Genomic DNA, 25,439 nt, shown 5'->3' with positions numbered 1-25,439 from the left:
AAAGATATTACGGGAGAATCCATTTCCGGTGGAGGAAAACAAAAAAACGGCAAGCCTTAACGCATCATGCGTTCTGCTTGCCGTTTTGTTAGGTTTTTTTACTGGAACGTTTCCAGTGGAATGCTTAACACGTTGATTTGCGACCCATCCTTCGCGCTGTTCTCGAAAAGCTCAAGCGTGAGCGTCCCGTTCGTCGGCAGCTGCTCTGGCGGAATCGTGATCTTGAGCGAGAATGGAGACCATGCAGGCGCCCCCTCATCCAGCAGCTGATGCCCTTCGAGCAAATAATCATGCCCGTCCTCCACCGCGTATTGCATAACCCCTTCGAATACTCTGCCTTTCCCGGTTACGGTATAATGACCGCCCGAGCCGGTGACCAACACATCGCAGAACGCGTTATTGCATGGGGCGATTGCAGCTCCGGAGGAAATGACGACCTTGCCCTGCCTGTCGTTCCAAGCCACGGAAGCGCCCAGCATATCCCCCATCGCCCGGAGCGGAACGTAAGTGTTGCCTTTGTAAACGAGGACGGGCAATCCCTGCCCGGTATAGACCGAACCGTTAACTTCGATTGGATAAGCCGCTTCCGTCAAGGAATACGACGTCTTATTCGTAGCCGCCACGGACGGAAAAGCCGTCATGAGCAGACCTCCCATTAGTAAGCCAACAAAAAAACCTTTATATCCTCGAAGCATGCCAACACCCCATCTCAAAAATTCATCCGCCTGACCTGCTATATTCATTCTATGTGGACAAGCGTGCTGGACATGCCTATTTGTGCGACGAATCTGTTCGAATAAAATAAAAATACCCCTGCCTCCTCCCAAACGGGATAAAAGCAGGGGTTGTTATTTCAACAGCCTTAAGCCATCTTCACCAGACTGTATTTCTTCTTGCCCTTACGGATAATGATGAACCGTCCTCCAATCGCGTGTTCCGAGGACACCTCAAGCGTAAGGTCGGTTACGCGCTCGCCGTTCATGGAAATGGCGCCGTTCGTAATATCCTCCCGTGCTTGACGCTTGGAAGGCTCGATACCGAGATCAACAAGCCAATCAACGATGTTCTTCGCTTCATTCGTCGACTCGAATGTCGGCATTTCCTTGAAGCCCTGCTCGATTTCATCCGCGCTCAGCGATTTGATATCGCCGCTGAATAACGCAGCCGTAATGCGCAGCGCTTGCTGCAGCAGCTCTTCGCTATGAACGAAGCGCGTCATCTCTTCGGCAAGCTTCTTCTGAGCCTCGCGTTTATGCGGCTCCGTAGCGACCTTCTCAGCCAACCCTTCAATCTCTTCCTTCGAGAGGAACGTGAAGTATTTCAAGTATTTAACGACGTCACGGTCGTCCGTGTTAGCCCAGAACTGGTAGAACTCGTACGGAGTGGTCTTCTCCGGATCCAGCCAGATCGCACCGCCAGCCGTCTTGCCGAACTTCGTTCCGTCAGCCTTCAGCATGAGCGGAATCGTAAGGCCGAACGCCTTAGCCTCGCTGCCTTCTTTCTTGCGGATCAGGTCAAGGCCGCTCGTAATATTGCCCCATTGGTCGGAGCCCCCGATTTGAAGCTGTACATCCTCTTCCCGGAACAAATGCAGGAAGTCGAGCGATTGCAAAATCTGGTACGAGAACTCCGTAAACGAAATGCCGCTCTCAAGCCTGCTCGATACGACATCCTTCGCAAGCATTGTATTGATGCTGAAGTTTTTGCCGTAGTCGCGAAGGAACTCGATGACGTTGATTTTATGCGTCCAGTCGTAGTTGTTGACCATGCGCATATTGTTGTCGCCTTCGGTGAGGAACAGCTTGCGAAGCTGCGCGCCAAGCGCTTCGACGTTCGCCTGGATCTGTTCCAGCGTCTGCAAGGAACGCTCGGATGTGCGGCCGCTTGGGTCGCCAATCGTACCGGTCGCTCCTCCGATCAGAATAACCGGACGGTGGCCCGCCAGCTGGAACCGCTTAAGCACCATAAACGGAATCAAGTGGCCGATATGCATGCTGTCTCCCGTCGGATCAACGCCGCAATAGAGCGAGACAGCCTTTTCGTTCGTCAATTCGCGCAGTCCCTCCGCGTCGGTTTGTTGGTTAATGGCGTCGCGCCATTCCAGTTCGTCAATAATGTTCATTGATTAGCTCTCCTTCTTATTCGTGTTAAAAACAAAAAAACGCCCCTATGTCTAAATAGACATAGGGACGATTCGTTTACCGTGGTACCACCCAAATTGCATGAAGCCGCCTTGCGCAAGACTAACCTTCATACCGCTCTAGGCGAGATATCGTTCGCCGTAACCGCCCGGCATTACCCGGGATGCTCCAGAGTGTATTTCGCGGGCTTAATGTGTGCCGGGTTCCATCGCCCCCCGGCTTTCTAGAACAGGGATTAAGCCGCTACTGCGCTCTTTCGCCGCATATGTGATATCAAGTTACAGAAATTATAGAGAATGGCGCAATAAATGTCAATCGTTATCGCTCGCTGCCGGCTTAGGAGTGGAAGCTTGCTTTTCTTTTCAGAATCCGCACTCCGTTAAGCGGAAGCTCAAGCTCATTGCTTACCTTGCCGCCGGCAAGAACATCCTCGTACTCCTGCTCGTCAAGCTTCACATGCTGCGCCGACTCGCTGAAATTGAGCACGAATACGTAATCAAACTCGCCGTCGGAACGCAATTGAGCCGTAACGCCTTGCGGAAGCTCCGTCTCAACGACGCGCTTCAGCCCTTCCTGCTCGACCAGCTTCTTGAAGAAATCGGTGAAGAACGGCTCGGTATTGCGGGATGCGACATAATACGCTTTGCCTTCGCCAAGCTGGTTCACCGTCAGTGCCGGACGGCCTGCGTAGAAGTCATCGCCGTATACGGCCAACGCTTCGGCGCCTTCCAGATGAATCAGGTCGCAGAGTTCAATGGCATCATAGGAGCCAACAAGACCCAGCTTGTTGCCTTCCGACATCACGACGCTGTTCTTCTCCCCGTCATACAGGGAGTCAATCTCTTCGGACCAGATGCCCAGCGTTTTGCGGAGCGGTCCAGGGAAGCCTTCCAGGAAGCAAAGATCGCTTTCGTTAACGATACCCGACCAGTAAGTCGCAACAAACGTGCCGCCGTTTTTCACAAACTCTTCAATTCGCTCGCCAACGCCCGGACGAACCATGTACAGCATTGGCGCTATCAGCAGCTTGTAAGAATCAAAGGCGCATTCGGAATCGATAATGTCGACAGGCACGCCCATATCCCACAGAGGACGGTAGTGACGCTTCAACGTTTCTTCATAATGGATGCCGCCGTTGCGGGGGCCTTGCGAATCCTTCACCGCCCAGCGGTTCTCCCAGTCATTGATAAGCGCGACCTCAGGCTTAACCGAAGTGCCAACTACCTCTTGCAGCTTCTCGAGCGCCTGGCCGACATCCGTAACATCCTTGAAGACGCGGGTATTCTCATGGCCAACATGGTCTACGACGGCCCCGTGCAGCTTCTCGCTGGAGCCGCGGCTTTTGCGCCATTGGAAATATTGAACCGTATCCGAGCCGTGGGCAACCGCCTGCAGGGAAGCCAGCAGATGCATGCCCGGCTTCTTCAGCTTGCTGATCGGCTGCCAGTTCGTCATGCTTGGCGTGCTTTCCATCAGCATAAACGGCTTGCCGCCTTTGAGCGAACGGAATACGTCATGGTTGAAGCCGATCCACGCCGCAAGCTCGCTTTGATCCTTCGCGTCATGCCAGGTTGGATAGGCATCCCACGAGATCACGTCGAGAAGCTCGGTGAATTTCCAGTAGTTCAGCGGCTCAAAATCGAGCATGAAGTTGGTTGTAATCGGCAGCTCCGGATTGATCTCGCGAAGCGGCTCCATTTCGTTGCGGCAGAAATCTACCGTTTGATCGGTGACGAATCTTCTCCAGTCCACGTTCATGCCGTGTACCGCTTTTTCCCCGCGGTAGGTTGGCGTATCGATCTGGCTGAAGCTTGTATATTTGTGAGCCCAGAAGGTTGTCCACCATGCGTGGTTTAACGCTTCAATCGTGCCGTAGCGCTTCTCCAGCCAGTTCTGGAAAGCTTCTCTGCAGTAGTTGCAGTGGCATTCGCCGCTGTATTCGTTGGAAATATGCCAGCCGATAACGGCCGGATGCTGCGAATAACGTTCCGCCAGCTTGCCGTTCATCTCCTTCACCTTCGCGCGGTATACCGGCGAGGAGAAGCAATGGTTATGGCGCGCGCCATGCATATTGCGGATTCCGTTCTCCTCTACGCGGAGAACCTCCGGATATTTCTCCGACATCCAAGCCGGTCTTGCTCCGCTCGGCGTGGCAAGCAGGGCATAAATGCCGTTCGCCGCGAAGCGGTCAAGCAGCTGGTCCATCCATTCAAACGTATATACGCCTTCTTCAGGCTCATAAGCTGCCCACGAGAAAATGCCGACAGACATCACGTTGCTGCTCGACAGCTTCATCAGGCGGATATCTTCTTCCAGAACATGAGGATAATCAAGCCATTGGTCAGGGTTATAATCCGCTCCATGGAGCATTTGCGGGAATTTCGGACTGATTGGCGGGAACTTCAAGGTCATGGGTGTTAACCTCCATACAAGTATTATGTCTATTACGATATTAATATTGTAATACGCTTTCAGATCCAATAAAATCACATTATATTCACATCACTTTAAATATATGAAACTGGAAGTGGCTCCATTATGGATAAATTGGTATTTCCGATTCTGGCCGATTCCGACCGCAAGCTTCCCGTCTACGTGGACATTATCGGGCACTGGAATAACCAGGAGACGATTGACCGGCAGCAGGGCTTTCCGCATTATCAATGGCTTCAGTCCACGGGCGGCGAAGGCGAGCTTTGGATCGGTGACGAGAAGTTTGCCGTAAAGGCCGGCCAGGGCTTCTGTTTATTCCCCGGCGTTCCCCACCGTTATTACGCGGTTCGGGACCCTTGGGATGTTTATTTCATCAGCTTTGGCGGCAGCCTTGCGAAGGACTTGCTTGGCCAAGCGGGCATTAAAGAACCCGGTCTGTACTCCGTTACCGACAGCGAAATGATCGTTGCCCACCTGCGCGGCATCTCCGCCATGGCGGAGTCGGGACTTCCTTTTCTCGGCCTTGAATGCTCGAAGCTGTTGTATCTTTTCCTGCTCGATTTGATGAAGGTCGTACAGGTCAGTACCCAATCCGCAGAGCAATATTACATGCGGCTTAATCCGGTCATCCGCTATATCGAGGAGCATATCGACAGCGTGTTGACGATACAGGATTTGTCCTCGCGCATAGGCGTTACTCCGCAATATTTGTGCCGCTTGTTCAAGCAGCTGATGGGCATGCGTCCGATGGAATACGTGAACCGGGAACGGATTAACCGCAGCAAAGAGCTGATGTTTCTCGGCCGGGAGTTTAAAATGCAAGAGATTGCGTCGAAGGTTGGCTTCGACAGCGCCAGCTACTTCAGCACCGTCTTCAAGAGAATGGAGGGCATGAGTCCGGAGCAATTCAAGAAAATGCACGGCATCCATTAAGCATGCCCGAGCTTGTTCATTGGCCTACACCTGCAGGCAATCATGCGGATCGGTTATAATGGTGGGGAAGAAGTTTGATAGAAGGAGGCTTGTTCATGTCCATGACAAGCAGCAATAAACAACTAGTAATCGACACCATTGAATCCCATGCGAAAATCTTCAAACAAATCTCGCGTACGATTGGCGCCAATCCGGAGCTTGGCCACCAGGAATTCAAATCCGCAGCCATTCTGATCGAGGAGCTGGAGAGACAAGGCTTCTCGGTTGAAAAGGGAACGCTTGGCATTCCTACCGCGTTTATCGGAACCTATGCAACCGGCAAGCCGGGTCCAACCGTTGCTTTTTTATGCGAATACGACGCACTTCCGGAAATCGGACATGCCTGCGGCCATCATCTCATCTGCACGATGGGGATTGCGGCAGCCGTTGGCTTAAAGGCCGTTATGGATCAATTCGGCGGAACCATTCGCGTCTACGGCACGCCTGCCGAAGAAACCAAAGGCGCCAAGGTGCCGATGTCCGAAGCCGGGCTGTTCGACGACTGCGACTTCGCGCTGATGGCGCATCCTTATTATACGTTTGAGAAATCCGGCGATTCGCTTGCGCTTGACGCGATCCGGTTCGAATATTTCGGCAAGCCGGCCCATGCGGCGGCAAGCCCTTACGAAGGCGTTAATGCCCTTGACGCGGTGCTGCAGCTGTTCAACAGCATTAATGCTCTCCGCCAGCAGACCCGGAGCGATGCCCGCATCCATGGCATTATCGATAACGGCGGCAAAGCGCCTAACGTTATTCCCGACTACGCTTCCGCCCAATTTTATGTCCGTTCCGCTACCCGCGCTTACACGAATGAGCTCGCCGAGAAGGTTCGGCGCTGCGCCGAAGGTGCCGCACTGCAGACCGGCTGCAGGCTGGAGATGAGCAATTATGAATTTTCCTATGACGAGCTGCTTACGAATGAGGCTTTGTCCGAATGCTTTACCGCCAACCTGCTTGAGCTGGGCGTGAAGCCGGAAGAGATTGAAACCGGAAAGGATCACGGCTCGCTGGATTTGGGCAATGTATCCGTCCGCTGTCCTGCCATTCATCCTTACGTCAAAATCGTCGAGGAGCGTTTCCTCCTCCACACCGTGGAATTCCGTGACGCGGCAATGACGGAGCGCGCGCTCGAGCGGATGATTTTTGCCGCCAAGACGCTGGCTGCGACCGCTTACGACGTGGTTTCCGATCCGGCCGTGCTCGCACGGATTCGCGAGGAATTTGAGCTGAGAACCCGAAAATAAACGCTGCATTCTGAACATACTTTCAATAAAGGCTTCTCTTCTCCTGAGCATTGGTGAAGGAAGCCTTTTTGCTTGCGGATGAAGCAGGATTAACCGCTAATCCCAACGAATAGACATGTCAAGGCGATGGTTCTTCCATCCGTTTCCTTTTTTCAAAAACGATTGTTCAAGAGAGGACAGGTGTATCCAAGTGAAATTTAATGAGTATCGTTACGAACGTCCCGAAGTAGCGTCTTTCGAGAAGCAGTTCAAGGAGCTTCTATCCGCTTTTAACGCGGCAAGCCGTTTCGAGGAGCAGGACGCCGCGATGACCGGCCTCAACAAGCTGCGCAGCGAGTTTGATACGATGCAGCAAATTGCGAGCATCCGTCATTCGATTGATACAAACGATGAATTTTATAAAGCCGAGCAGGATTTCTTCGATGAGAACGGACCTGTCGTTCAGGAATACATAACGGATTATTACCGGGCGCTTGTGAACTCGGCGTTCCGCACGGAGCTTGAAGCCAAATGGGGCCGTCAATTGTTCCAATTGGCCGAACTTTCGCTGAAAACCTTCAGCCCGGAGGTAATCGAGGATCTGCAGCAGGAGAACAAGCTGTCCACCGAATATACGAAGCTTATCGCTTCCGCCAAAATTATGTTCGACGGCGAAGAACGGACGCTTTCGCAGTTATCGCCATTCCAGCAATCGACCGACCGCTCCGTTCGCAAACAGGCTTCGGAAGCTTCCTCCGGTTTCATGCGCGAGAATGAGGCTGAATTTGACCGGATTTACGACGAGCTTGTCAAGGTACGCACCCGCATCGCGAAAAAGCTGGGCTTCGCCAATTTCGTTGAGCTTGGCTATGCCCGCATGAGCCGGACCGATTATACGGCGGAGATGGTGGCGAACTTCCGCAATCAGGTGCTGGAGCATATCGTGCCTGTCGCCAGCAAGCTGAAGGAACGCCAGCGCGAACGCATCGGCGTCGACCATCTATACTACTACGACGAGAATCTCGCTTTCCTGACCGGCAATGCGAAGCCGAAAGGCAGCCCGGAATGGATCGTCGAGAACGGAGCAAGGATGTACGCGGAGCTGTCGCCGGAGACGGACGAGTTTTTCCGGTTTATGCTGGATAACGGCCTGATGGATCTCGTTGCGAAAAAAGGCAAGCAAGGCGGCGGTTATTGCACTTATATCAGCGAATACGGCGCACCGTTTATTTTCTCCAACTTTAACGGTACCTCCGGAGATATCGACGTGCTGACGCACGAAGCCGGCCATGCGTTCCAGGTGTACGAGAGCAGAAGCTTTGCCGTGCCGGAATACGCCTTCCCTACTTATGAGGCCTGCGAGATCCATTCGATGAGCATGGAATTTTTCACTTGGCCTTGGATGGACCTGTTCTTCAAGGAGGACGTGGATAAATACCGGTTCCAGCATCTGGCGAGCGCCCTTCTGTTCCTCCCTTACGGCGTAACGGTTGACGAATTCCAGCATTTTGTCTACGAAAATCCGGATGCTACCCCGGCTGAACGGAAGGCTGCATGGCGCGAAATCGAGAAGAAATACTTGCCTCACCGCGATTATGAGGAGAACAGCTATCTCGAGCATGGTGCCTTCTGGCAGCGTCAGGGGCATATTTTTGGCAGTCCGTTCTACTATATCGACTACACCCTCGCGCAAATTTGCGCCTTTCAGTTCTGGAAAAGAATGCATGAGGACCGGACCGCGGCATGGGCCGATTATCTCAAGCTCTGCCAGCAAGGCGGCAGCCTCTCTTTCACCGAGCTTGTTAAGGTGGCCGGCCTGATCTCGCCGTTCGAAGACGGCTGCGTTACTTCCGTTATCGGCAGCATCGACGGCTGGCTGGAAAGCATAGACGACAAAGCGCTGTAAGGAGACTGCTGCTAATGAATGTGACATTCCGAGCTCTCAGCGAGCTTCCGGTTATCGAGGTGACTGCGTTGTGGAACCAGTCCTTCGAAGGTTATTTGGTTCCGGCTGCGCTTCCGCTTGATCGGTTCATCGGCCGGACTGCCTCTGAAGGTCTCTCGTTTGAGCATTCCCTTGCTTGTTACGTCGACGGCGAAGCAGCCGGATTAGTCCTGAACGGCTACCGTGAATACGACGGGCGAACGCTGGCATGGAACGGCGGAACCGCCATCAAGCCGGCGTTCCGGGGCAAAGGCATTGGCAAAGCTCTTATGATGAGGAATCTGCAGCTGTATGAGGAATTAAGCGTTGACCAAGCGTATCTCGAGGCGATCTCGCAAAATACGAATGCCATTCGGCTGTATGAATCGATTGGTTATAGGCAGACCGACCGTCTCCTGATCCAGTCCACGGAACAGCCGATTCCGGATATGGACGACACGTACGAGCATCCGTACCAGATTGCGATAGGCATGGCAGCGGAAGCCGCACGTCTTTCGTTCTACTCCCCGGGCGAAGTCTGGCAGGCTGGTCTGCCCAGTCTGAAGGATGGCGAGAGCGTTGCCGTCTTTGATGCAGGAGAAGCGGCAGGTTATGCCTTGTACAGGAGGACGTTTAACCCGGACGGCGACTTAACGGGCATTGTCCTGTACCGGGTTGAAGCTGCTCCGGGACGTACCGACGCCAAGGAGGTAATGGCAGCCGCCTTGCACGAGGTATGGCAGCCCGGCGAGACTTGCCGGCGCTCGGCGTTTAATATCCGGGCATCCAACGGGGTGCTGGTCGAGCTGCTCGCCGAGATGGGGCTTGTGACCACGATGGAGCAGGTGTTGATGGTGCGCGAGAAGTAGCTGGGATATGGTTAAAGTCCCTAATGGACCTAAATCATGTCGATTAGCTCCGAATTCCCCCTGTTAAAGTCCCTTATGGACCTTAACAGCCCGTGATCCCCTTCATTTCCTACTATTCGGGATTGTCCGTTCGTGATTAAGGCCCTTTAGGGACTTTAATTACGAGAAACGTTGCCTTCAGATGTAAGTTCTAGATTACGCAAAAAAAGACCCCGACGGAGTCTTTTTCAATATTAGATCGCCAATAGCCGTCTACTAACAATGCGGTCAGTCGATAAGACCCCATGAGGGTCTTATCACTACCATTTAGCTCCTTGAGCTCATCCATAAGACCCTCTCAGGGTCTTATTCCGTATTTCGCCCGCTTCCTCGGGCCCTTTTCAGCTACCCGCAAATGCGATAAGACCCCATGAGGGTCTTATCATTACCATTTAGCTCCTTGAGCTTATCCATAAGACCCTCTCAGGGTCTTATTCCGTGTTTAGCCCGCTTCCGCGGGCCCTTTTCAGCTACCCGCAAATGCGATAAGACCCCATGAGGGTCTTATCATTACCATTTAGCTCCTTGAGCTTATCCATAAGACCCTCTCAGGGTCTTATTCCGTGTTTAGCCCGCTTCCGCGGGCCCTTTTCAGCTACCCGCAAATGCGATAAGACCCCATGAGGGTCTTATCACTACCATTTAGCTCCTCGAGCTCATCCATAAGACCCTCTCAGGGTCTTATTCCGTGTTTGGCCCGCTTCCGCGGGCCCTTTTCGACTACCCGCAAATGCGATAAGACCCCATGAGGGTCTTATCATCACCATTTAGCTCCTTGAGCTCATCCATAAGACCCTCTCAGGGTCTTATTCCGTGTTTGGCCTGCTTCCGCGGGCCCTTTTCGGCTACCCGCAAATGCGATAAGACCCCATGAGGGTCTTATCATCACCATTTAGCTCCTTGAGCTCATCCATAAGACCCTCTCAGGGTCTTATTCCGTATTTCGCCCGCTTCCGCGGGCCCTTTTCGGCTACCCGCAAATGTGATAAGACCCTATGAGGGTCTTATCACTACCATTTAGCTCCTTGAGCTCATCCATAAGACCCTCTCAGGGTCTTATTCCGTATTTCGCCCACTTCCGCGGGCTCTTTTCAGCTACCCGCTAATGCGATAAGACCCCATGAGGGTCTTATCATCACCATTTAGCTCCTTGAGCTTATCCATAAGACCCTCTCAGGGTCTTATTCCGCATTTAGCCCGCTTCCGCGGGCCCTTTTCAGCTACCCGCAAATGCGATAAGACCCCATGAGGGTCTTATTCCTATCCACGCTCAGCAATCGGCCCTCTTACACAAAATGACTTAGAACAAACACGGCAGGCGAATTCCAATAGATCGTTACTTCGTTTGTCGAGTAGCTTTCCATCACGTCGGCGAAGGAAGCGGCAGGAGCTCTGCATGCCAGATGCTCGCGGGCATAGTCATCCTGAATGCCAAGGTTAGGCCCCCCTGATACAAGCCCCGGAACCGGATCGTCCACGCCGTCGCCTTCGGATGGGCGATGATGCGGATGTTTAACCGGCCGGCTGCCGAAGCCCGTTACATAGCTGATGCCCAGCACATTCATCCCGAATAAGTAATGGATATGATCCAGCGCCAGCTCCGCATACGAAGCCGTCCCCGCCACGCGATCCGCAATTAGCAGCAGCATCGCATGGTTAAGCACCAGCATATTGCTGCCCCATATGTACTGCTCCGGCTGTAAAGATACGCCGTATCCGTCCTTCCGGCTTACTGCGGCCAGCCGCTCGGCTCGTTCCAACAGACCGGCCCGAAGCCGTTCCGCAACAGCCAAGTCCCCCCGTCGTTCCGATAACAAATACGAGATTGTACCATAGCCTCCCATATCGGCCCAGCCCAGCTCGTACTTATCGAATTCCCGCTCCGCCAACTGAAGAAAAGCCTCGTGATACCGCTCTTCTCCCGTTGTGCGGTACAGCTCGGCCGCTGCCCAATACCGCTCATCGGTGTCCACCTTATCACCGTATTCTCCGGTTACGATTTCCAGCGGATTACGGAAGCCCGGCACCTCCGGATGCTGCTCGAGCCAATCCCATGCCCGTTCGGACGAAGCTTTGCACCCGGCGGCAAACGCTGCGTCAAAGCCTGCGTACACGCGCGCCGACATCGCCATAATAGCGGCAAAGCAGCCCGTTGCCGTGGCCGATACCGGAGAAACGTACAGCTCGTCCGTATCATCCTCCGGCATCGTATCCGCAGCAGGGAACCGCAGCGTCGTCAGCTTATGGAACACGCCGCCGGACTCCGCATCCTGCATGCGCTGCATCCATTCCAGCTCATACCGGCATTCATGAAGCACATCCGGCATCGCATCGTCTGTTTCAGGCAAAGGCAACGCTTGCACGAATGCATTCGGATAACACTCATAAGCAAGCAGCAAATCCGCAACGGCTTTTGCACCTGGTCCCACGTATTTGCCATAGTCGCCGGCATCATGCCATCCGCCCCAAGCATCCACATGCCTCGTTTCATCTCCGTATACAATCGCAGGCGTCAAATGGCAGGCATCATGCTTCCATACTCCCGCGTACGTGTCCTCCAGCTCGATCCCGCAGCGAAAATAATAAAACGCTTTCAATATAGCCGTATGAGCAGACCCATATACCTCATCGCCGATGGTAAACCAATCCGAGACCTGCCCTTCCTCCGTCTCCAGCCTATAGGTCCCGTCTTGCTGAACGCCCGAAAAGTCCACGCGGCAAACTTTTTTCCCGCTGGATCTATCCTCAGCTGCAGCCCCTGTTTTTCCCTCCAGCACCGATTCGCCGGTTGTCTTGTTAATTAACCTGAACGTCCCGCCTTCTCCTTCTATAACAGCCGTTTTCCGGTCCATCCTCCGGAAGCCAAGCTGGTTAACTGCAATCCCATTCCGCTTCTCTTGTTCCATTAGCAGTCCCTCTTCTCTCAGGAAATCGATTTGCCGCTACAGTATAGCTCATCCTATCGCGAATGGAACTACCGAAACTATAGAACATTCTGCAGGATCTTCACATCTCCCCATTCCAACAATGCTCCCAACAAAAAAAGGCCCTCATAGCTGAGCAGCCTTCGCAAGCAATCGCTTCTATTTCCTAACGGAACAACACCTTGTCCACATTGTATTTAGCCCGGAATTCATTGATCAGGTAAGTCTCGTAAATTTCTCGCTCCACCGGATCTTCATTCACGTAAATCTCGATCTTGGTCACTTCGTCGCGGTGATTCTTCATTGGGGATACGCTGTCTTCGAAATGCTTCTTGATGCGTGGTCTCAGCTTTCTCGCTTTGCCCACAAACAGCACGTCTCCTTTAAAATTGTAGAAAATAAAGAAGCCGCCCTTTTCGCGCGTAATCAGATGGAAATCCGTAAAGTTGTAAATATGGCTAAGCTGCGGGTTCGTCTGCTTGTAAATCGTAACGTCCGGTTCCGGAATCGTAATCGTAATCAAAAAAATTCACTTCTCTTTCCTTAGATAGGTCTCCATCGTATTGTATCACATCTTAGGGGAACCAAGCCTTACGCAGCCCAATAATTCCATCGCGGATTTTCTGCTCGTTCAGTCCGCCGAATCCAAGCATAATGTACGAGGGCGGGCATGCCTCCGGGTGCAGCCAATGCTTCCGTGGCGTATAAGCCATAACCCCATGCTCCAGCGCTTTCTCCACAAGCTCATCGCTGCAGCGTCCATAGACGTCAAGCAGCAGATGCATGCCCGAACGCTCCCCGATTATGCCGACATGGCTGCCGAGCTGTTCCTGTATCGTACGAAGCAGCGTCCGATGACGGGATTGGTACAGCTTCTTCATCTTGCGGATATGGCTTTCGAAATACCCTTCCTTCATGAACCGGTACATGGCGGCTTGAATAAGGGGCGATACCGACTGGCTGTACGCCTGCAGTTTGCTTCGGAAATCCTGCGCAGCCCGTTCCGGCAGCACCATATAGCTGAGCCGTATTCCCGGCAGGAACGACTTCGAGAACGTACCCAAATAAATAACCTTGTCCCCGGTGTCCAGCGCCTTAAGCGCTGGAATCGGCTGTCCCTGGTAACGCAGCTCGCTGTCGAAATCATCCTCGATGATATAGCCGTCCCGCTCATATGCCCATTGAAGCAGCTTGATCCGGTTGGGAACCGGCATGATCATCCCTAGCGGAAATTGATGGGAAGGCGTCACGTATACCATACTCGCCGCGCTTTCCCTCAGATGCTCGACCGAGATTCCGTCATGCTCGAGAGGCATAGGAATGATCCTTCGCCCCATGTTCATCAGAACCGTCCTAACCCCGTTATACCCCGGCTCTTCCATCGCAATCATCTCAGGCAGAGGCAAAAGCTGGGCCAGCAGGCTGACCATCGTTTGCGTCCCGGCGCTCAAAAAAATTTGATCCGGCGCGCAGACCACCCCGCGTGACTGGTACAAATAACGGGCAATCTCCGACCGGAGTCCCTTATGCCCCTGACGGTCGCCGTAGCCGTATACCTCCGTCGTACATTCCTCCAGCGCATCCACCAGGCATTTCTTCCACAGCCGCACCGGAAAATGCTCCAGCTCTACATCGCCGTATTCAAAGTTGATCGCGTTAGGAGGCAGCGTCACCGCGCCGGACTTTACCTCTGATCTGGCCGGCTTTGACACCTTAATTCCCTCAAGCTGATCAAGAGGCATGACGTATAAGCCGCTGCGAAGCCGGCTCTGTATATAGCCTTCCGCCAAAAGCTGCTGATAGGCGGTTTCGATGGTATTTTTGCTGACGGACAAATAAACGGAGAGCTGCCGGATCGAAGGCAGCCGGTCATTTTCGCGCAGCATGCCCAATTCGATCTGTCCTTTTAAATAGGCAAATAGCTGCTGATAAAGCGGAATCTCACTCTGTTTATCCAATTCCGGCGTTAAGCTGATCATCCTGTCACCTCAATCAATCTGTACCCCTTATTCCGAACAAAACTGTACCTTTTGACAGGGACAGTTTCCTTCTACAATGATAACACAATGAACGAAAAGAAAGGCAGTGAAGTAAAATGTTTCCCATCCGCTTACAAAAAAGAGCCTGCACCGATGCTGGCAAAATCGAACGCTTCCTGGGGCAGGCCCGGACCGGATTTCTTGGCCTTGCCTCGGATAATGTACCTTACGTCGTGCCTTTAAACTTCGTCTGGAAGGATAACGCCATCTACTTCCATGGTGCATCCGAAGGACGAAAAATCGAAATGATTGCCGAAAACCCGGCGGCCTGCTTTACGGTCAGCGAAGAGTACGGCACGATCGCGGATCCCACGCCTGCCCATGTGGATACCGCTTATATGAGCGCCATTATTTACGGGACCATCGAGAAGGTCGTTGATTGGGAGGAAGCAACCGCGGCGATGCAGGTCATGCTGGACAAATACGTTCCCGGTTATTTCGACCGGCCGCTTGCAAGAACCCATCTGGAACGGTACGTTTCTTCAATGGGCAGCAAAACCTCCGTATTCAAGCTGGTGTCCAGCTCCATCTCCGCGAAGGAAAGCGAAGTGAATCCGGCAAAAATGTACTTCGAGGGCCGGAAAAGCCACGAAGACCGGCATTAACACCGATCGGAGTCTACACCAAAAAAGAGGCTGTTCCCTCGCAGGGACAGCCTCTTTCGCTTTTAGTTTTTCAATTCCGGAATGACGTATTGAGGCTCTCTGCCGTATAAAGCATCCACCAGGTTGCGGGCCGCAACCATAGCCATGTCGTTCCTCGTCTTCTTCGTTGCCGAGCCGATATGCGGCAGCGTCACCACATTATCGAGCTGAAGCAGCGGATTGTCCGGGCTGACCGGCTCCTTCTCGTACACATCGAGGCCTGCGGCATAAATGCGTTTCGTGCGCAAAGCCTCAATCAGAGCCGCTTCGTCAACCGTCTCGCCGCGCGATACGTTAATAAAGATCGCGGTCCGTTTCATCCGGTTAAACTGCTCTTCGCCGATCATATGCTTGGTCTCCGGCGTAAGCGGAGTCATCAGCACGATAAAATCCGACTGCTCCAGCAGCTCGTTCAGCGCCAGGTAATTTACGCCGAGACGCTCCTCCGTCTCTGGCTTGCGGCTGCGGTTATAGTAGGAAACCTCCATATCGAATCCGAATTTGGCGCGCTTGGCAATCTGCTCGCCAATGCGTCCCATCCCGATAATGCCAAGCTTGGCATGATGCACGTCAAGTCCAAACAGCTGCTCGCCAACACCGCGCTGCCATTCTCCTGCACGGACGAGATTATGCAGCTCCGTTACTCTGCGAGCTGCTGCCAGCATAAGGGCAAGCGTCAAATCCGCCACCGTCTCATCCAGCACGTAAGGCGTATGAGTGCCGATAATGCCGCGTTTTTTCATCGCGTCCAGATCGTTATGGTTGTAGCCAACCGATATATTGCTGACCGCGCGCAGCTTCGGCGCTGCGCTTAACAGCCGCTCGCTGATTGCATTTCCGGCTGCAAGCAGTCCTTCCACGTCGCCGATCTTTTCGGCAAGCTCCTGCCCGGTAATCGCTCTCTCCGGGTTTTGCCACATTTCGCATTCACAATATTGGTCGAGGTATGCTTTTACCTCATCGGATACTTTGGATGATATGTACACTTTTGGCCGCATGCCGTCATCTCCTCTCGCGTTCTGACTCTATTATACCTATCTCCCCGGCGATTTGGCGAATGGTTGCCTTTAACGCCCAAGCCCACTACAATGAAGAAGGCAACCTGTCGCCTGCTGGCGGCAAGTGCGGAATTAAACTTCAACGTAAGGTGGGACCAGCAAAGGTGGAGCCGTTTAACGAGAAAGTTGTCTATGAAAACCCTTTGTTATCCTTGCGTGTCTGGCAGCCAATCCGGAAGGATGACGATTTCACCAACTGGCATTATCACCGGCAGCTTGAGCTGCTCTATATCATAAAAGGCAGGCTGGATGTGGATGTCGAGGAAGAGAGCTACCATCTGCAACCCGGCGACATCATTATGATCGGCGCTTCCCAGCTGCACCGCGACAAGAGTGTCGGGCATCTCGACTACATCGTCCTGCAGTTCGAGCTGGAGCCGTTTTTCGATCAGAGCACGATTGCTTATATGCGTTATTTCTCCGAGACCGAGAATCCGCTCAGCATGGCCAATTATATTTTCCAAGAGAACGGCAAAGTGAAGAAGCAGATCGGAGATTACATCCGCCAGCTGCATCATGAGGCGGAACGCAAGGAGACCGGCTATGAAATTGCGGTTAGCGTGCTGATCAAGCAGATTCTTCTGACGCTGCTTCGCAACGATAACCGGAAGATGCTCGCCGAGCAGGACGACTTCGACCGACTGCGGCTGAAGCCTGTCCTGGACTATGTCGAGAACCGGCTGACCGACCGGATTCAGGTGGAAGAAGTATGCCGGATCGCCAACATGAGCTATTACTACTTCGTCAAGTTTTTCAAGAAAACAATAGGGATGTCCTTCACGGAATTCGTCAATTACCGGAAGATCAAATGGGCGGAACGTATTCTTCTTACGAAGGATCTAAGCATTACCGAGGTCGGGGAACGGATCGGAATGCCTAACATGGCCCACTTCTATAAGATGTTCAAGAAGTACAATGACTGCTCCCCCAAGCAATTCCAGCGCAAGATGCTGGATTGGAACCGGCAATAGCGCAAACAAAAAACTCGTCCACCTTATCCCTTTGGTGTGACGAGTTTTTTTGACATGACTAATTTATAACCAACGCCGCGAATCGATTCGATCTGTACGGATTGGCCAAGCTCCAGCTTCTTGCGCAGCGAGCTGACATGGACGTCAACCGTACGCTGGCCGCCGATATAATCAAAGCCCCAGACTACGTTCATCAAATCATCGCGCGTAATAACCATCCCAGGACGCTGTACGAGATACAGCAGCACTTCGAATTCCTTCGGACGAAGCGGAACGGTCTCCCCGTTCAGAATCACTTCGTACTTCTCCGGATAAATCGACAAATCTCCCACGGTAATGACCTTCTCCGACGTCTCGATCGGCACGCTGTCATCCTGCTGCGTCCGGCGCAATACCGCCGATACCCTCGCGAGGAGCTCCGCAACGCCAAACGGCTTCGTAATGTAGTCATCAGCGCCATGCTTCAGCCCTTGAACGACCTCTTCCTCCGCATTGCGGGCGGTCAAAATAATAATAGGCGTCTTAACCCCGTTCTGGCGAAGCCTTGTCAATATTTCAAAGCCGTTCAAGCCTGGCAGCATGATGTCCAAAATAATGAGATCAAAGGTGCGCTGCAAAGCGGTTTGAAGCCCGGTTGCACCATGATCAATAACAGTCGTATCGTAACCCTCTTGCGTCAGATTATACGACAAAAGTCGCGCGAGTGTCGGTTCATCCTCAATAACGAGCACTTTATGTGACATGAGTACCTCCAGCTTGTCCAGCCTGGACACAAATTTTCTACCTTAGTTTAGCACGATTTCATGAAGAATGGGTAAATTTTTCGGCCGGCTGTTATTGCTGGAGAACGGGCAGCTCGATGACAAATGTGGAACCAACGCCTACGGCGCTTGTCACCGCTATTGTGCCTTTATGCAGCTCAACCAGATGCTTGACGATCGACAGACCAAGCCCGGTGCCTCCTGAACTGCGGGATCTTGCTTTATCCACCCGGTAGAACCGCTCGAAAATCCTCGGCAAATCCTTCTTCGGAATGCCGATGCCGGTATCGCTGATCTGAATCCGGATATGATCCTCATCGATGCTTTCGATATGAACCGACACTTTACCGCCTTCTGGTGTATAGTTTACGCCATTTGCAATGACATTCATCATAATTTGTCGTAAACGGTCCTCATCGGCTTCCACGTACAAGCCATGCTCCATCTCCAGCTGCAGCTTGATCGATTTCTTGGCTGCCTCCGGCTCCATCATCGTAACGGTCTTCGTCATGAACGAATCCATCTCCACCGGCGAGAAATACAGCGGAACACGCTTCGATTCGATTTTCGACAACGCCAATATGTCCCCGATGAGACGGTTCAGCCTGTCGCTCTCGTCATAAATGATTTGCAGGAACGAACGGGCGGTCTCCTCATCGTTAACCGCGCCGCCAAGAAGCGTCTCGGCAAAGCCTTTTACCGCCGCGATTGGCGTCTTCAGCTCATGCGATACGTTTGCCACGAATTCGCTGCGCATCCGCTCAAGCCGGCGGATCGCCGTCACGTCCGCAAGCACGAGAAGAACCCCGCCGAATTCCTGGTTCTCCTGAAGAATCGGCACCAGGTTAAGCTCCAGCAAGCGTTCCTCCGGGAAGTAGAACGTAATCTCCTCGCGGATATGCTCGCGGCCCTCCAACGCCTCCTGAATCAGCTGGGACAGCTCGTATTGCTGCTTGGCTTCCGCGTAATTCCTGCCGACAAGCTCACCGGTCGAAATACCGAGGAGTTCTCCGGCGCGGCGGCTCATCAGTAGAATCTTGCCGGCCGGGTCGATCATCATAACGCCGTTAATCATGTTTTCAAGCACGCTCTCCAGCTGGCTTTCGTTTTGCCGGATCCGCGTCATCTGTACCTCGAGGCTTTCGGCCATGGCATTAATAGCATGACCTAGCTCGCCAACTTCATCCTGCTTCCTGACCTTCACCCTTGCTTTATAATCCATTTGCTTGATACGCTGGGCAACCTTCGTAATTTGCTCAAGCGGACGGGTTAAGCTTAAGGCGATCCGGTAACTGATAAAAGCGGCAACGATAAACAAAATCAGCAGCCCGATAATCAATACGGTCCATAGCTGATCGATACTCTTGTCGACTTCCTTCAGACTCATTGCAAGACGGATAACGTTAGAGTGAGGATCGGAAGGATTCACCGCCAAGGCAACGTATAATAAATTCTCCTTCAATGTGTCGCTGTAGCGTATAGCCCGTCCAATGCCGTCCTTATGAGCCTTCACAACCTCTACCCGACTGCTGTGGTTATCCATCGTTTCCGGAGCATGGTCCGAATCGCCAAGGACGGTTCCGTCTCCTGCTATGAAGGTAACCCTGGTATCCGCATAGGTCTTAAGATTCTCGGCTTCCTCCGTGAAATAAGGGAACAACGCCGCGTTATCTCCCTGTTTCCATTCGGTTTTGGCCAGAATGATATGCATCTCCCGGATCATATTGTCCTCAAGCGCATTAATATGGTTATCCTTAAACGTTTTTGCCATGAAGAGGCCGGCTGCGGTTACGGATAACGCAAGGATAATGATCATGGTTAACGTTAATCGGTTGCGAAAGCTGTTCATGGCCTTTCATCTCCAATATGCCTATTTGTCACTCGTTTTATCGTACATGCCGTCATGCGGCTTCGCCAGTCTTGTTTTTGTTAAGTTTTTGTAAAACAAAATGATGCACCGTCGCAAGCGGCTGCTGCACAAGGATAGAGAGCACAACCGGTACGGCAGCCAGCGGGCTGAAATAGCCCAGCGCCAGCACGATGCCAAGCGAAATATTTCGCATGCCGGTGGCATAGGAGACGGTTACCTGCACCTCTTTGCCTCCGAATTTGGCCGTTCCCAGGAAGCCTACTGCATAACATACCCCCACAAGCACGATAACAAGCGGGATCAGCTTTAGCATGTCATGCTTCAGTTGGTCGACATACGGAGCAATAGCCGAAGCGTTTAAAGCGACCACCGCAACAAAGCAAAGCTTCGAGATTGGCATGGCAACCGGCTTGACCTTCTCCTGAATACGTCCCTTGCTGAGCTCGTACAGAGCTACGCCAATGATAGTCGGCAGAACAACGATAACAAACAAGTCGAACATAATCGGGCCAATCGCAATATCAACCGAGGTATTAAAAAATAAATGAATGCCGTAAGGCACAACAAGCGGGCTTAACGCGGAGTCCAGCACGACCATCGCAAGCACAAGCGGCACGCTGCCCCCTGACATCCCGACCCACAGAACGGTGGATACGCCAAGCGGAATGATCGTAAAGAGTACAAGCCCAACCACATAAGGAGAGGACGCTCCAAACCATAACGAGCCAAGCCCGTAGGCGACCAGCGGAGACAATAGATGAGCCAATATCAGCGTCCATACCAGGATGCCAGGCTTTTTGACCACCTCGTATAAATGCCGGAGTCCGCAGCCAATGCCCATCGTCAAGGTCACGTAAGCGAACAAATACGGTACGGCATCCACCATCGGAGCAAGCGTATCGGCAAAAAGAAAACCCAGGACCAGCGATCCCGGGATCAGCAGAAACATCCATCGTTCGAAAAAGTGATTAAACGCAAGTCCAAACTCCCTCGTAAGTCATCCCTCGTTTCTATATGATGTCGATCAACATTATAGCCTTTATAATAGCATACTCCTTGAAAGATAACTGTCCGAAAACAAAGAAAGACACCCGCACATTCCGGATGCCTCTCTGATATCTTCCTTCATTTACCGTCACCCGTTTCATCTTGATTCTGTACGTTTGCGGCGGGCAAACAAATATGGATCGTAGTCCCTTCGCCTTCCGTGCTTGTTATATCAAGCGTTCCGCCATGCGAATGTATGATTTGCTGGGTGGCCATCATGCCAAGGCCCGTCCCGTTTTCTTTGGTTGTATAGAAGGGAGAGCCAATCTTTGCGATAAGCTCCTGCGGGATGCCTTTTCCCGTATCGGACACCTGAATCATTAGCGTTTCCGGGCTTGGGCTGGAGGCATGGATATGTATGACCCCGCCGCTAGGCATAGCTTCCATGGCGTTTTTAATCAGATTGATAAATACTTGCTTCAGCTGCGCCGCCACGCAACGAATTTCCGGCAGACCATCCAGGCCCGTTATTCGGAGCTCCACGTTATTCATTAAAGCCTGGGAGCTCATTAGCATGTTAACATCCTGGATGATTTGGCAGATTCGTTCATCCTTGAATTCCTGAGCCTGCGGCTTAGCCAGGTATAACAGCTCGCTCGTAATCAGCTCGATTCTGCGCAGCTCGTCCTTCATAATTGTAAAATAATTAGCGCTAACGTCCGATACAGTCTGTTCGATGAGTTGAACAAAACCTTTCAGCGAAGTGAGCGGGTTCCTGATTTCGTGAGCAATGGAAGCTGCCAGCTGGCCAACCGCCGTCAATTTTTCCGCTTCCAGCAGCTTTGTTTTGTTTTGATTCTCCTGCATAATGTTTTTGGCAACGCCAAAGACTCCCACGGATTCATTATTAACGATAATCGGCATGTTCGTTACTTTCACGTCAATAACTTTGCCGCTCTTGTGAATCGCCTTTGTTTCATAATGCTGCGTAATTCCCTTTGCTGCCAGCTTGAAGTGACTTTTTGTTTTCTCCAGCTCCTCCGCGGGAATAAGCGGAATATAGGACATCTTCAAAAATTCATCCGCCTCATAGCCTAACAGCTGCTCCATTGCCGGATTTACGCTAAGATAATTCCCCTCCAGGTCAAAGGCAAATACCGCATCCGGATTATATTTGAAAAGCGAGGCGTAGTGCTGCTCCTTAAGCAAAGACAAGCCTTTTTTCTTCGTAATATCATGCAGGTATATCGACAAGCCGTCGGAGGAAGGAAAGACTTTTACCTCTAACCACATCGAGATGGGCGGACAGTAAGCTTCAAATTCGACCCGAACCTGCTCCTGCATCGCTTTAAGATAATGCTCGTAGAAAATGCTATAAACCTCTTTTGGATACGCACTCCATATGCATTTGCCAATCGCTTCTTCCGGCGTGCAAGAAAACAATTTGGCTGCTTCTTTATTCATATAAGTAAATTCCCAGGAGTTATTGAGAGCAAAGACGGCATCTGTTATTCGATTAAGAACCTCGCTTCGTTCAACATAATGGCTCATATTTCCTACTCCTTGTCCGAAAATAATTTACCCATAATAAAAAACCTAAATACGAGCCGCATATTGCAGCTTTTATTTAGGCTGATGTCCAGCGATCTATCTGGTTCATTACCGCCAATCATTGATTCGGATTTAAAATGAACACCATGACGCTTTTATCCAGATGGAAATCCCAGTCAACAAACAGATCTATAACCTTTGCGTTTAAAAACTCCTGAAAATGACCGTTGTTATGCAGATGCCCTTTTTCAAGATTGCGCTTGGCCAGTCTCAAGCTTTCTTCATGTCCGATCCGGATCAATTCTTTCTCGATGCTGATCAGAATTCCCACCCGAATAACGAGTAGAGTTCTATCATTGATGAGGCAAGAATACAACTCGTCCGGGCGCTTCTGGACCTGCTGGCTGATTAGACTGATTTCGTGCTGGAGCTCATCTTTCCCCGTATATTCGCAACCGAGCAAGGGTTGGCCTTGGGCATCCCGGCCCTCAACGCCAACCATAACGCCCGAATGATTGTGCAGGCCCCAGTCATAATAAAATTCCTGAATATCCATGCCTGCCAGCAGCAGCAGATAGGCTTTGATCTCGGGAATCAACGACTTCATTAATAGGTCTCTGGTCGATTGAATCGAGTGGATTTGATCTTGCTCAAGAAGAATCTTCTCCGTCGGCGACAGGAAGTTTCTTAGATATAAAACGACAAACGGCCGATTGATGCTGACAAAAATGGACTGCGGTCCTCTTCCGAAAGCCTCTCTCAGCAATCTGCCAACATAGCTCGCTATTTCGGCTTGAGCCTCTTTTTCCAAGATCATTCATCCTTAATTTAGGCAAAAGCATTATTTCTTTCGCCCCAGATTTATTGTAGTAATATATTCGGAATAACTCAACCGAAACTTTACCTATTATTTGCCTTTGTCCGCATCTTATCCGTTTCTTCATTTAGGATTCGGATTTAGAATAAATACGATAACGCTTTTATCCTCATGGAAATCCCAATCTACAAACACGTCTAAAATCTGCGATTTGATGATCTCTTGGAAGCGGCTGCTGTTAATCAGATAGCTTTTTTCAAGATTACGTTCCGCAAGCTTTAGGCTCTCTTCGAATCCAAGACGGATTAACTCCTTGCCGATGCTGATCAGGATTCCCCTTCTGACGACCAGGAGTGTCCGATCATTGATCATGTAGGAATAAGTTTCATCCGGCTTCTTTTGGATTTGGTGACTAATGCGATCGATTTCATCGTGCAGCTCCTCTTTCCCCGTATACCGTTCCTGCGGTCTGAACCCGAGGGAATCATCCTCCGCTTCAATGCCGACAAGCATGCCGGAATGATTATGAAATCCCCAATCATAATAAAACTCCCTGATGTTCATACCCGCAAGCAGGAGGAGGTAGGCTTTCATTTCCGGCATCAGCGATTTCATGACCAGGTCACGGGTATGCTGCACGGAATTCACCTGATCCTGCTGAAGAAGAATCTTTTCGGTTGGCGATAGGAAATTCCTCAAGTAGATCACGATAAACGGGCGGCTGATATTAACAAAAATCGATTGCGGGCCTTTTCCAAAAGCTTCTCGCAGTAGTCTTCCAATGTGACTCGCAACTTCTTTTTGAATTTGCTTTTCATTTTTTTCCAAAAAATCCATCCTTAGTTTTAGGTAAACCTGATCTTTACCTTCAATATGTAATTTAAATAGAGACAAAAAAAGCCTAAATAAAAGTTGTAAAAAACCAACTCTTATTTAGGCTTATGTCCAGCTCCATCTCTGGTTCATTAATGCCGAATTAGTCGTTAACCGTTAAAAAGCAATTTAAAAAGGCAAAAGCTTTATTTCCTTTACCCAAGGATTATTTTAATGATTTTTTTAAATTAAAACAAGATAAATATTTAAATAAGTTAAGTTAATAAGGCGATTTGGCTATTGTTCTCCGTTTATAATCTTAGTTACCTCTTCGGTGATCGAATCGCCGCCAAGCTCCTTCCACTTCAGGAGGAAATCATCAAACGCATCGACCGGTTTGTCTCCAACAATGATCTGCAAATACATGCTGCCCCTTCCCGTATGGCCGTAAACCATCCGCCTCCTCTTACCGCGAGGCTAACGAAACTACGTATCGTTATTTCGCCTAATTTTGCTGTTTCCCATTTCTAACGAAACGTAGTATCGCTATTGGGCTGCATTTGCTCATCTGGCGGGCTTTTTCCAGCTGATAGCGTGTCTGCGTTTCGTTAGAATTCCGAATGCCCTCTTTTCGGGCAAATAAGGATACGTCGTTTCGTTAGAATTTACCGCATGTATGCGGGAGTCCGCGGAATTATGGTAGGATATTGTAAAACAAGTACTGATGCACGAGGGATTAGAGAGGAGTTTGCGTAACGGATGGAAAGTCATTTTTTCGCCTATATGTACCGCCTGAAATATATTGAACGCTGGAGTCTGATGCGAAACACGACCAAGGAGACCGTTGCGGAGCATTCCTTCCACGTGGCGCTGCTTGCCCATATGCTATGCGAGATCGGCAACAGCTTTTTCGGACGCTGCTATAACGCGGACCGCGCCGTAACGCTGTCCTTGTTCCATGATGCGACCGAGGTCTTTACCGGCGATATCCCGACTCCCGTGAAGCATCACAATCCGAAAATGCTCGCAAGCTTCCGCGAGATAGAAGCAATGGCAGCAGAGCGGCTGCTCGGCATGGTGCCGGAACAGCTGCAATCCTCGTATGCCCCGCTTCTCGGCAAGCCGGGAAGCACGTTATCCGAAGAAGATCAGCTGCTCCACAAAATCGTAAAAGCCGCAGACCTGCTGGACGCTTACTTGAAATGCCTGACCGAGGTATCCACCGGCAACCGGGAATTTCTCGTGGCCAAGGGGCAGACGGAAGCCGCAATGAAGCAGCTCGGGCTTCCGGAAACGGAGTGGTTCCTCGCCCATATGGCGCCAAGCCTCGGCATGACGCTGGATGAATTATCGTAAAGAGCAGAGTCCTGCTCTTTACGTTTCAGTAGAAAACAGCAATGTTT

21 protein-coding genes and 1 other annotated feature are annotated in these 25,439 nt (G+C 51.4%); of the genes, 7 read left to right on the top strand and 14 right to left on the bottom strand.

Features of this window, described 5'->3' with window-relative positions; translation table 11 throughout:
• Nucleotides 1-98: 98 nt before the first annotated feature.
• The 3 genes from ACR9FF_RS07865 to ACR9FF_RS07855 form a co-directional block, all read right to left on the bottom strand.
• Complete coding sequence (locus ACR9FF_RS07865) at nt 99-641, bottom strand: Gmad2 immunoglobulin-like domain-containing protein (protein WP_435170169.1); 543 nt, start codon at nt 639-641, stop codon at nt 99-101.
• Nucleotides 642-862: 221 nt separating this feature from the next.
• The gene (tyrS, locus tag ACR9FF_RS07860) at nt 863-2,122 is read right to left on the bottom strand and encodes a tyrosine--tRNA ligase (protein WP_116393777.1); all 1,260 of its coding nucleotides are present in this window, start codon (nt 2,120-2,122) and stop codon (nt 863-865) included.
• A 60-nt stretch (nt 2,123-2,182) separates the two neighbouring features.
• Nucleotides 2,183-2,410: a binding site (T-box leader), on the bottom strand.
• Nucleotides 2,411-2,477: 67 nt separating this feature from the next.
• On the bottom strand, nt 2,478-4,553 hold the full coding sequence (locus ACR9FF_RS07855) for a beta-galactosidase (RefSeq protein WP_435170166.1): 2,076 nt from the start codon (nt 4,551-4,553) through the stop codon (nt 2,478-2,480).
• Between the two features lie 126 nt (nt 4,554-4,679).
• On the opposite strand from ACR9FF_RS07855, the gene ACR9FF_RS07850 reads away from it, so the two are divergent.
• The 4 genes from ACR9FF_RS07850 (at nt 4,680) to ACR9FF_RS07835 (ending at nt 9,562) form a co-directional block, all read left to right on the top strand.
• Nucleotides 4,680-5,507: an AraC family transcriptional regulator gene (locus tag ACR9FF_RS07850; protein WP_435170164.1), complete on the top strand. Its 828-nt coding sequence runs from the start codon at nt 4,680-4,682 to the stop codon at nt 5,505-5,507.
• Nucleotides 5,508-5,608: 101 nt separating this feature from the next.
• Complete coding sequence (locus ACR9FF_RS07845; protein WP_127496803.1) at nt 5,609-6,790, top strand: M20 family metallopeptidase; 1,182 nt, start codon at nt 5,609-5,611, stop codon at nt 6,788-6,790.
• 190 nt (nt 6,791-6,980) lie between these two features.
• Nucleotides 6,981-8,675: a M3 family oligoendopeptidase gene (locus ACR9FF_RS07840; protein WP_435170162.1), complete on the top strand. Its 1,695-nt coding sequence runs from the start codon at nt 6,981-6,983 to the stop codon at nt 8,673-8,675.
• 14 nt (nt 8,676-8,689) lie between these two features.
• A complete protein-coding gene (locus ACR9FF_RS07835) occupies nt 8,690-9,562 on the top strand; it encodes a GNAT family N-acetyltransferase (RefSeq protein WP_435170160.1) in 873 nt (290 codons plus the stop codon).
• 1,325 nt (nt 9,563-10,887) lie between these two features.
• Here the strand turns inward: ACR9FF_RS07835 and ACR9FF_RS07830 are convergent.
• From ACR9FF_RS07830 to ACR9FF_RS07820, 3 genes are all read right to left on the bottom strand, one after another.
• Nucleotides 10,888-12,507: a glycoside hydrolase family 9 protein gene (locus tag ACR9FF_RS07830; RefSeq protein WP_435170158.1), complete on the bottom strand. Its 1,620-nt coding sequence runs from the start codon at nt 12,505-12,507 to the stop codon at nt 10,888-10,890.
• Nucleotides 12,508-12,691: 184 nt separating this feature from the next.
• Complete coding sequence (locus ACR9FF_RS07825; protein ID WP_201003976.1) at nt 12,692-13,048, bottom strand: nucleotide excision repair endonuclease; 357 nt, start codon at nt 13,046-13,048, stop codon at nt 12,692-12,694.
• Between the two features lie 52 nt (nt 13,049-13,100).
• Entirely contained in the window at nt 13,101-14,504 is a 1,404-nt protein-coding gene (locus ACR9FF_RS07820; protein ID WP_435170156.1) for a PLP-dependent aminotransferase family protein, read from the bottom strand.
• A 116-nt stretch (nt 14,505-14,620) separates the two neighbouring features.
• Here ACR9FF_RS07820 and ACR9FF_RS07815 point away from each other — a divergent pair, with 116 nt between their 5' ends.
• Complete coding sequence (locus ACR9FF_RS07815; RefSeq protein ID WP_127494955.1) at nt 14,621-15,169, top strand: pyridoxamine 5'-phosphate oxidase family protein; 549 nt, start codon at nt 14,621-14,623, stop codon at nt 15,167-15,169.
• A gap of 62 nt (nt 15,170-15,231) precedes the next feature.
• Here the strand turns inward: ACR9FF_RS07815 and ACR9FF_RS07810 are convergent, their stop codons facing one another.
• The gene (locus tag ACR9FF_RS07810; protein ID WP_435170154.1) at nt 15,232-16,206 is read right to left on the bottom strand and encodes a 2-hydroxyacid dehydrogenase; all 975 of its coding nucleotides are present in this window, start codon (nt 16,204-16,206) and stop codon (nt 15,232-15,234) included.
• A 59-nt stretch (nt 16,207-16,265) separates the two neighbouring features.
• On the opposite strand from ACR9FF_RS07810, the gene ACR9FF_RS07805 reads away from it, so the two are divergent.
• Nucleotides 16,266-17,237 (top strand): helix-turn-helix domain-containing protein, encoded by a 972-nt coding sequence (locus ACR9FF_RS07805; protein WP_244935575.1) that lies wholly within the window; start codon nt 16,266-16,268, stop codon nt 17,235-17,237.
• Between the two features lie 23 nt (nt 17,238-17,260).
• On the opposite strand, the gene ACR9FF_RS07800 is transcribed toward ACR9FF_RS07805, so the two are convergent.
• The 7 genes from ACR9FF_RS07800 to ACR9FF_RS07770 form a co-directional block, all read right to left on the bottom strand.
• The gene (locus ACR9FF_RS07800) at nt 17,261-17,980 is read right to left on the bottom strand and encodes a response regulator transcription factor (protein ID WP_116393787.1); all 720 of its coding nucleotides are present in this window, start codon (nt 17,978-17,980) and stop codon (nt 17,261-17,263) included.
• Between the two features lie 91 nt (nt 17,981-18,071).
• Complete coding sequence (gene pnpS / locus ACR9FF_RS07795) at nt 18,072-19,847, bottom strand: two-component system histidine kinase PnpS (RefSeq protein WP_116393788.1); 1,776 nt, start codon at nt 19,845-19,847, stop codon at nt 18,072-18,074.
• 52 nt (nt 19,848-19,899) lie between these two features.
• Complete coding sequence (locus ACR9FF_RS07790) at nt 19,900-20,817, bottom strand: bile acid:sodium symporter family protein (protein ID WP_336770910.1); 918 nt, start codon at nt 20,815-20,817, stop codon at nt 19,900-19,902.
• A 176-nt stretch (nt 20,818-20,993) separates the two neighbouring features.
• Nucleotides 20,994-22,406, bottom strand: coding sequence for a PAS domain S-box protein (locus ACR9FF_RS07785; protein WP_435170150.1), 1,413 nt, complete (start codon nt 22,404-22,406; stop codon nt 20,994-20,996).
• A 118-nt stretch (nt 22,407-22,524) separates the two neighbouring features.
• The gene (locus ACR9FF_RS07780) at nt 22,525-23,223 is read right to left on the bottom strand and encodes a Na-translocating system protein MpsC family protein (RefSeq protein WP_201003962.1); all 699 of its coding nucleotides are present in this window, start codon (nt 23,221-23,223) and stop codon (nt 22,525-22,527) included.
• Nucleotides 23,224-23,346: 123 nt separating this feature from the next.
• Nucleotides 23,347-24,060 (bottom strand): DUF2294 domain-containing protein, encoded by a 714-nt coding sequence (locus ACR9FF_RS07775; protein WP_435170148.1) that lies wholly within the window; start codon nt 24,058-24,060, stop codon nt 23,347-23,349.
• A 273-nt stretch (nt 24,061-24,333) separates the two neighbouring features.
• Nucleotides 24,334-24,492: a hypothetical protein gene (locus ACR9FF_RS07770; protein ID WP_435170146.1), complete on the bottom strand. Its 159-nt coding sequence runs from the start codon at nt 24,490-24,492 to the stop codon at nt 24,334-24,336.
• 303 nt (nt 24,493-24,795) lie between these two features.
• Here ACR9FF_RS07770 and yfbR point away from each other — a divergent pair, with 303 nt between their 5' ends.
• A complete protein-coding gene (gene yfbR / locus ACR9FF_RS07765) occupies nt 24,796-25,392 on the top strand; it encodes a 5'-deoxynucleotidase (protein WP_435170144.1) in 597 nt (198 codons plus the stop codon).
• The last annotated feature ends 47 nt before the right edge of the window (nt 25,393-25,439 follow it).

The organism is Paenibacillus glycanilyticus (genome assembly GCF_051200795.1).
Lineage (GTDB): Bacteria > Bacillota > Bacilli > Paenibacillales > Paenibacillaceae > Pristimantibacillus > Pristimantibacillus glycanilyticus.
This window is presented reverse-complemented; position numbering and strand designations above follow the sequence as displayed.

Bases quoted from the DNA above. Each gene is read 5' to 3' on its own strand.
- ACR9FF_RS07865 (WP_435170169.1), bottom strand. From the start codon at position 641: ATGACGGCTTTTCCGTCCGTGGCGGCTACGAATAAGACGTCGTATTCC.
- tyrS (WP_116393777.1), bottom strand. From the start codon at position 2,122: ATGAACATTATTGACGAACTGGAATGGCGCGACGCCATTAACCAACAA.
- ACR9FF_RS07855 (WP_435170166.1), bottom strand. From the start codon at position 4,553: ATGACCTTGAAGTTCCCGCCAATCAGTCCGAAATTCCCGCAAATGCTC.
- ACR9FF_RS07850 (WP_435170164.1), top strand. From the start codon at position 4,680: ATGGATAAATTGGTATTTCCGATTCTGGCCGATTCCGACCGCAAGCTT.
- ACR9FF_RS07845 (WP_127496803.1), top strand. From the start codon at position 5,609: ATGACAAGCAGCAATAAACAACTAGTAATCGACACCATTGAATCCCAT.
- ACR9FF_RS07835 (WP_435170160.1), top strand. From the start codon at position 8,690: ATGAATGTGACATTCCGAGCTCTCAGCGAGCTTCCGGTTATCGAGGTG.
- ACR9FF_RS07830 (WP_435170158.1), bottom strand. From the start codon at position 12,507: ATGGAACAAGAGAAGCGGAATGGGATTGCAGTTAACCAGCTTGGCTTC.
- ACR9FF_RS07820 (WP_435170156.1), bottom strand. From the start codon at position 14,504: ATGATCAGCTTAACGCCGGAATTGGATAAACAGAGTGAGATTCCGCTT.
- ACR9FF_RS07815 (WP_127494955.1), top strand. From the start codon at position 14,621: ATGTTTCCCATCCGCTTACAAAAAAGAGCCTGCACCGATGCTGGCAAA.
- ACR9FF_RS07810 (WP_435170154.1), bottom strand. From the start codon at position 16,206: ATGCGGCCAAAAGTGTACATATCATCCAAAGTATCCGATGAGGTAAAA.
- ACR9FF_RS07805 (WP_244935575.1), top strand. From the start codon at position 16,266: ATGGTTGCCTTTAACGCCCAAGCCCACTACAATGAAGAAGGCAACCTG.
- ACR9FF_RS07800 (WP_116393787.1), bottom strand. From the start codon at position 17,980: ATGTCACATAAAGTGCTCGTTATTGAGGATGAACCGACACTCGCGCGA.
- pnpS (WP_116393788.1), bottom strand. From the start codon at position 19,847: ATGAACAGCTTTCGCAACCGATTAACGTTAACCATGATCATTATCCTT.
- ACR9FF_RS07790 (WP_336770910.1), bottom strand. From the start codon at position 20,817: ATGTTTCTGCTGATCCCGGGATCGCTGGTCCTGGGTTTTCTTTTTGCC.
- ACR9FF_RS07785 (WP_435170150.1), bottom strand. From the start codon at position 22,406: ATGAGCCATTATGTTGAACGAAGCGAGGTTCTTAATCGAATAACAGAT.
- ACR9FF_RS07780 (WP_201003962.1), bottom strand. From the start codon at position 23,223: ATGATCTTGGAAAAAGAGGCTCAAGCCGAAATAGCGAGCTATGTTGGC.
- ACR9FF_RS07775 (WP_435170148.1), bottom strand. From the start codon at position 24,060: ATGGATTTTTTGGAAAAAAATGAAAAGCAAATTCAAAAAGAAGTTGCG.
- ACR9FF_RS07770 (WP_435170146.1), bottom strand. From the start codon at position 24,492: ATGGTTTACGGCCATACGGGAAGGGGCAGCATGTATTTGCAGATCATT.
- yfbR (WP_435170144.1), top strand. From the start codon at position 24,796: ATGGAAAGTCATTTTTTCGCCTATATGTACCGCCTGAAATATATTGAA.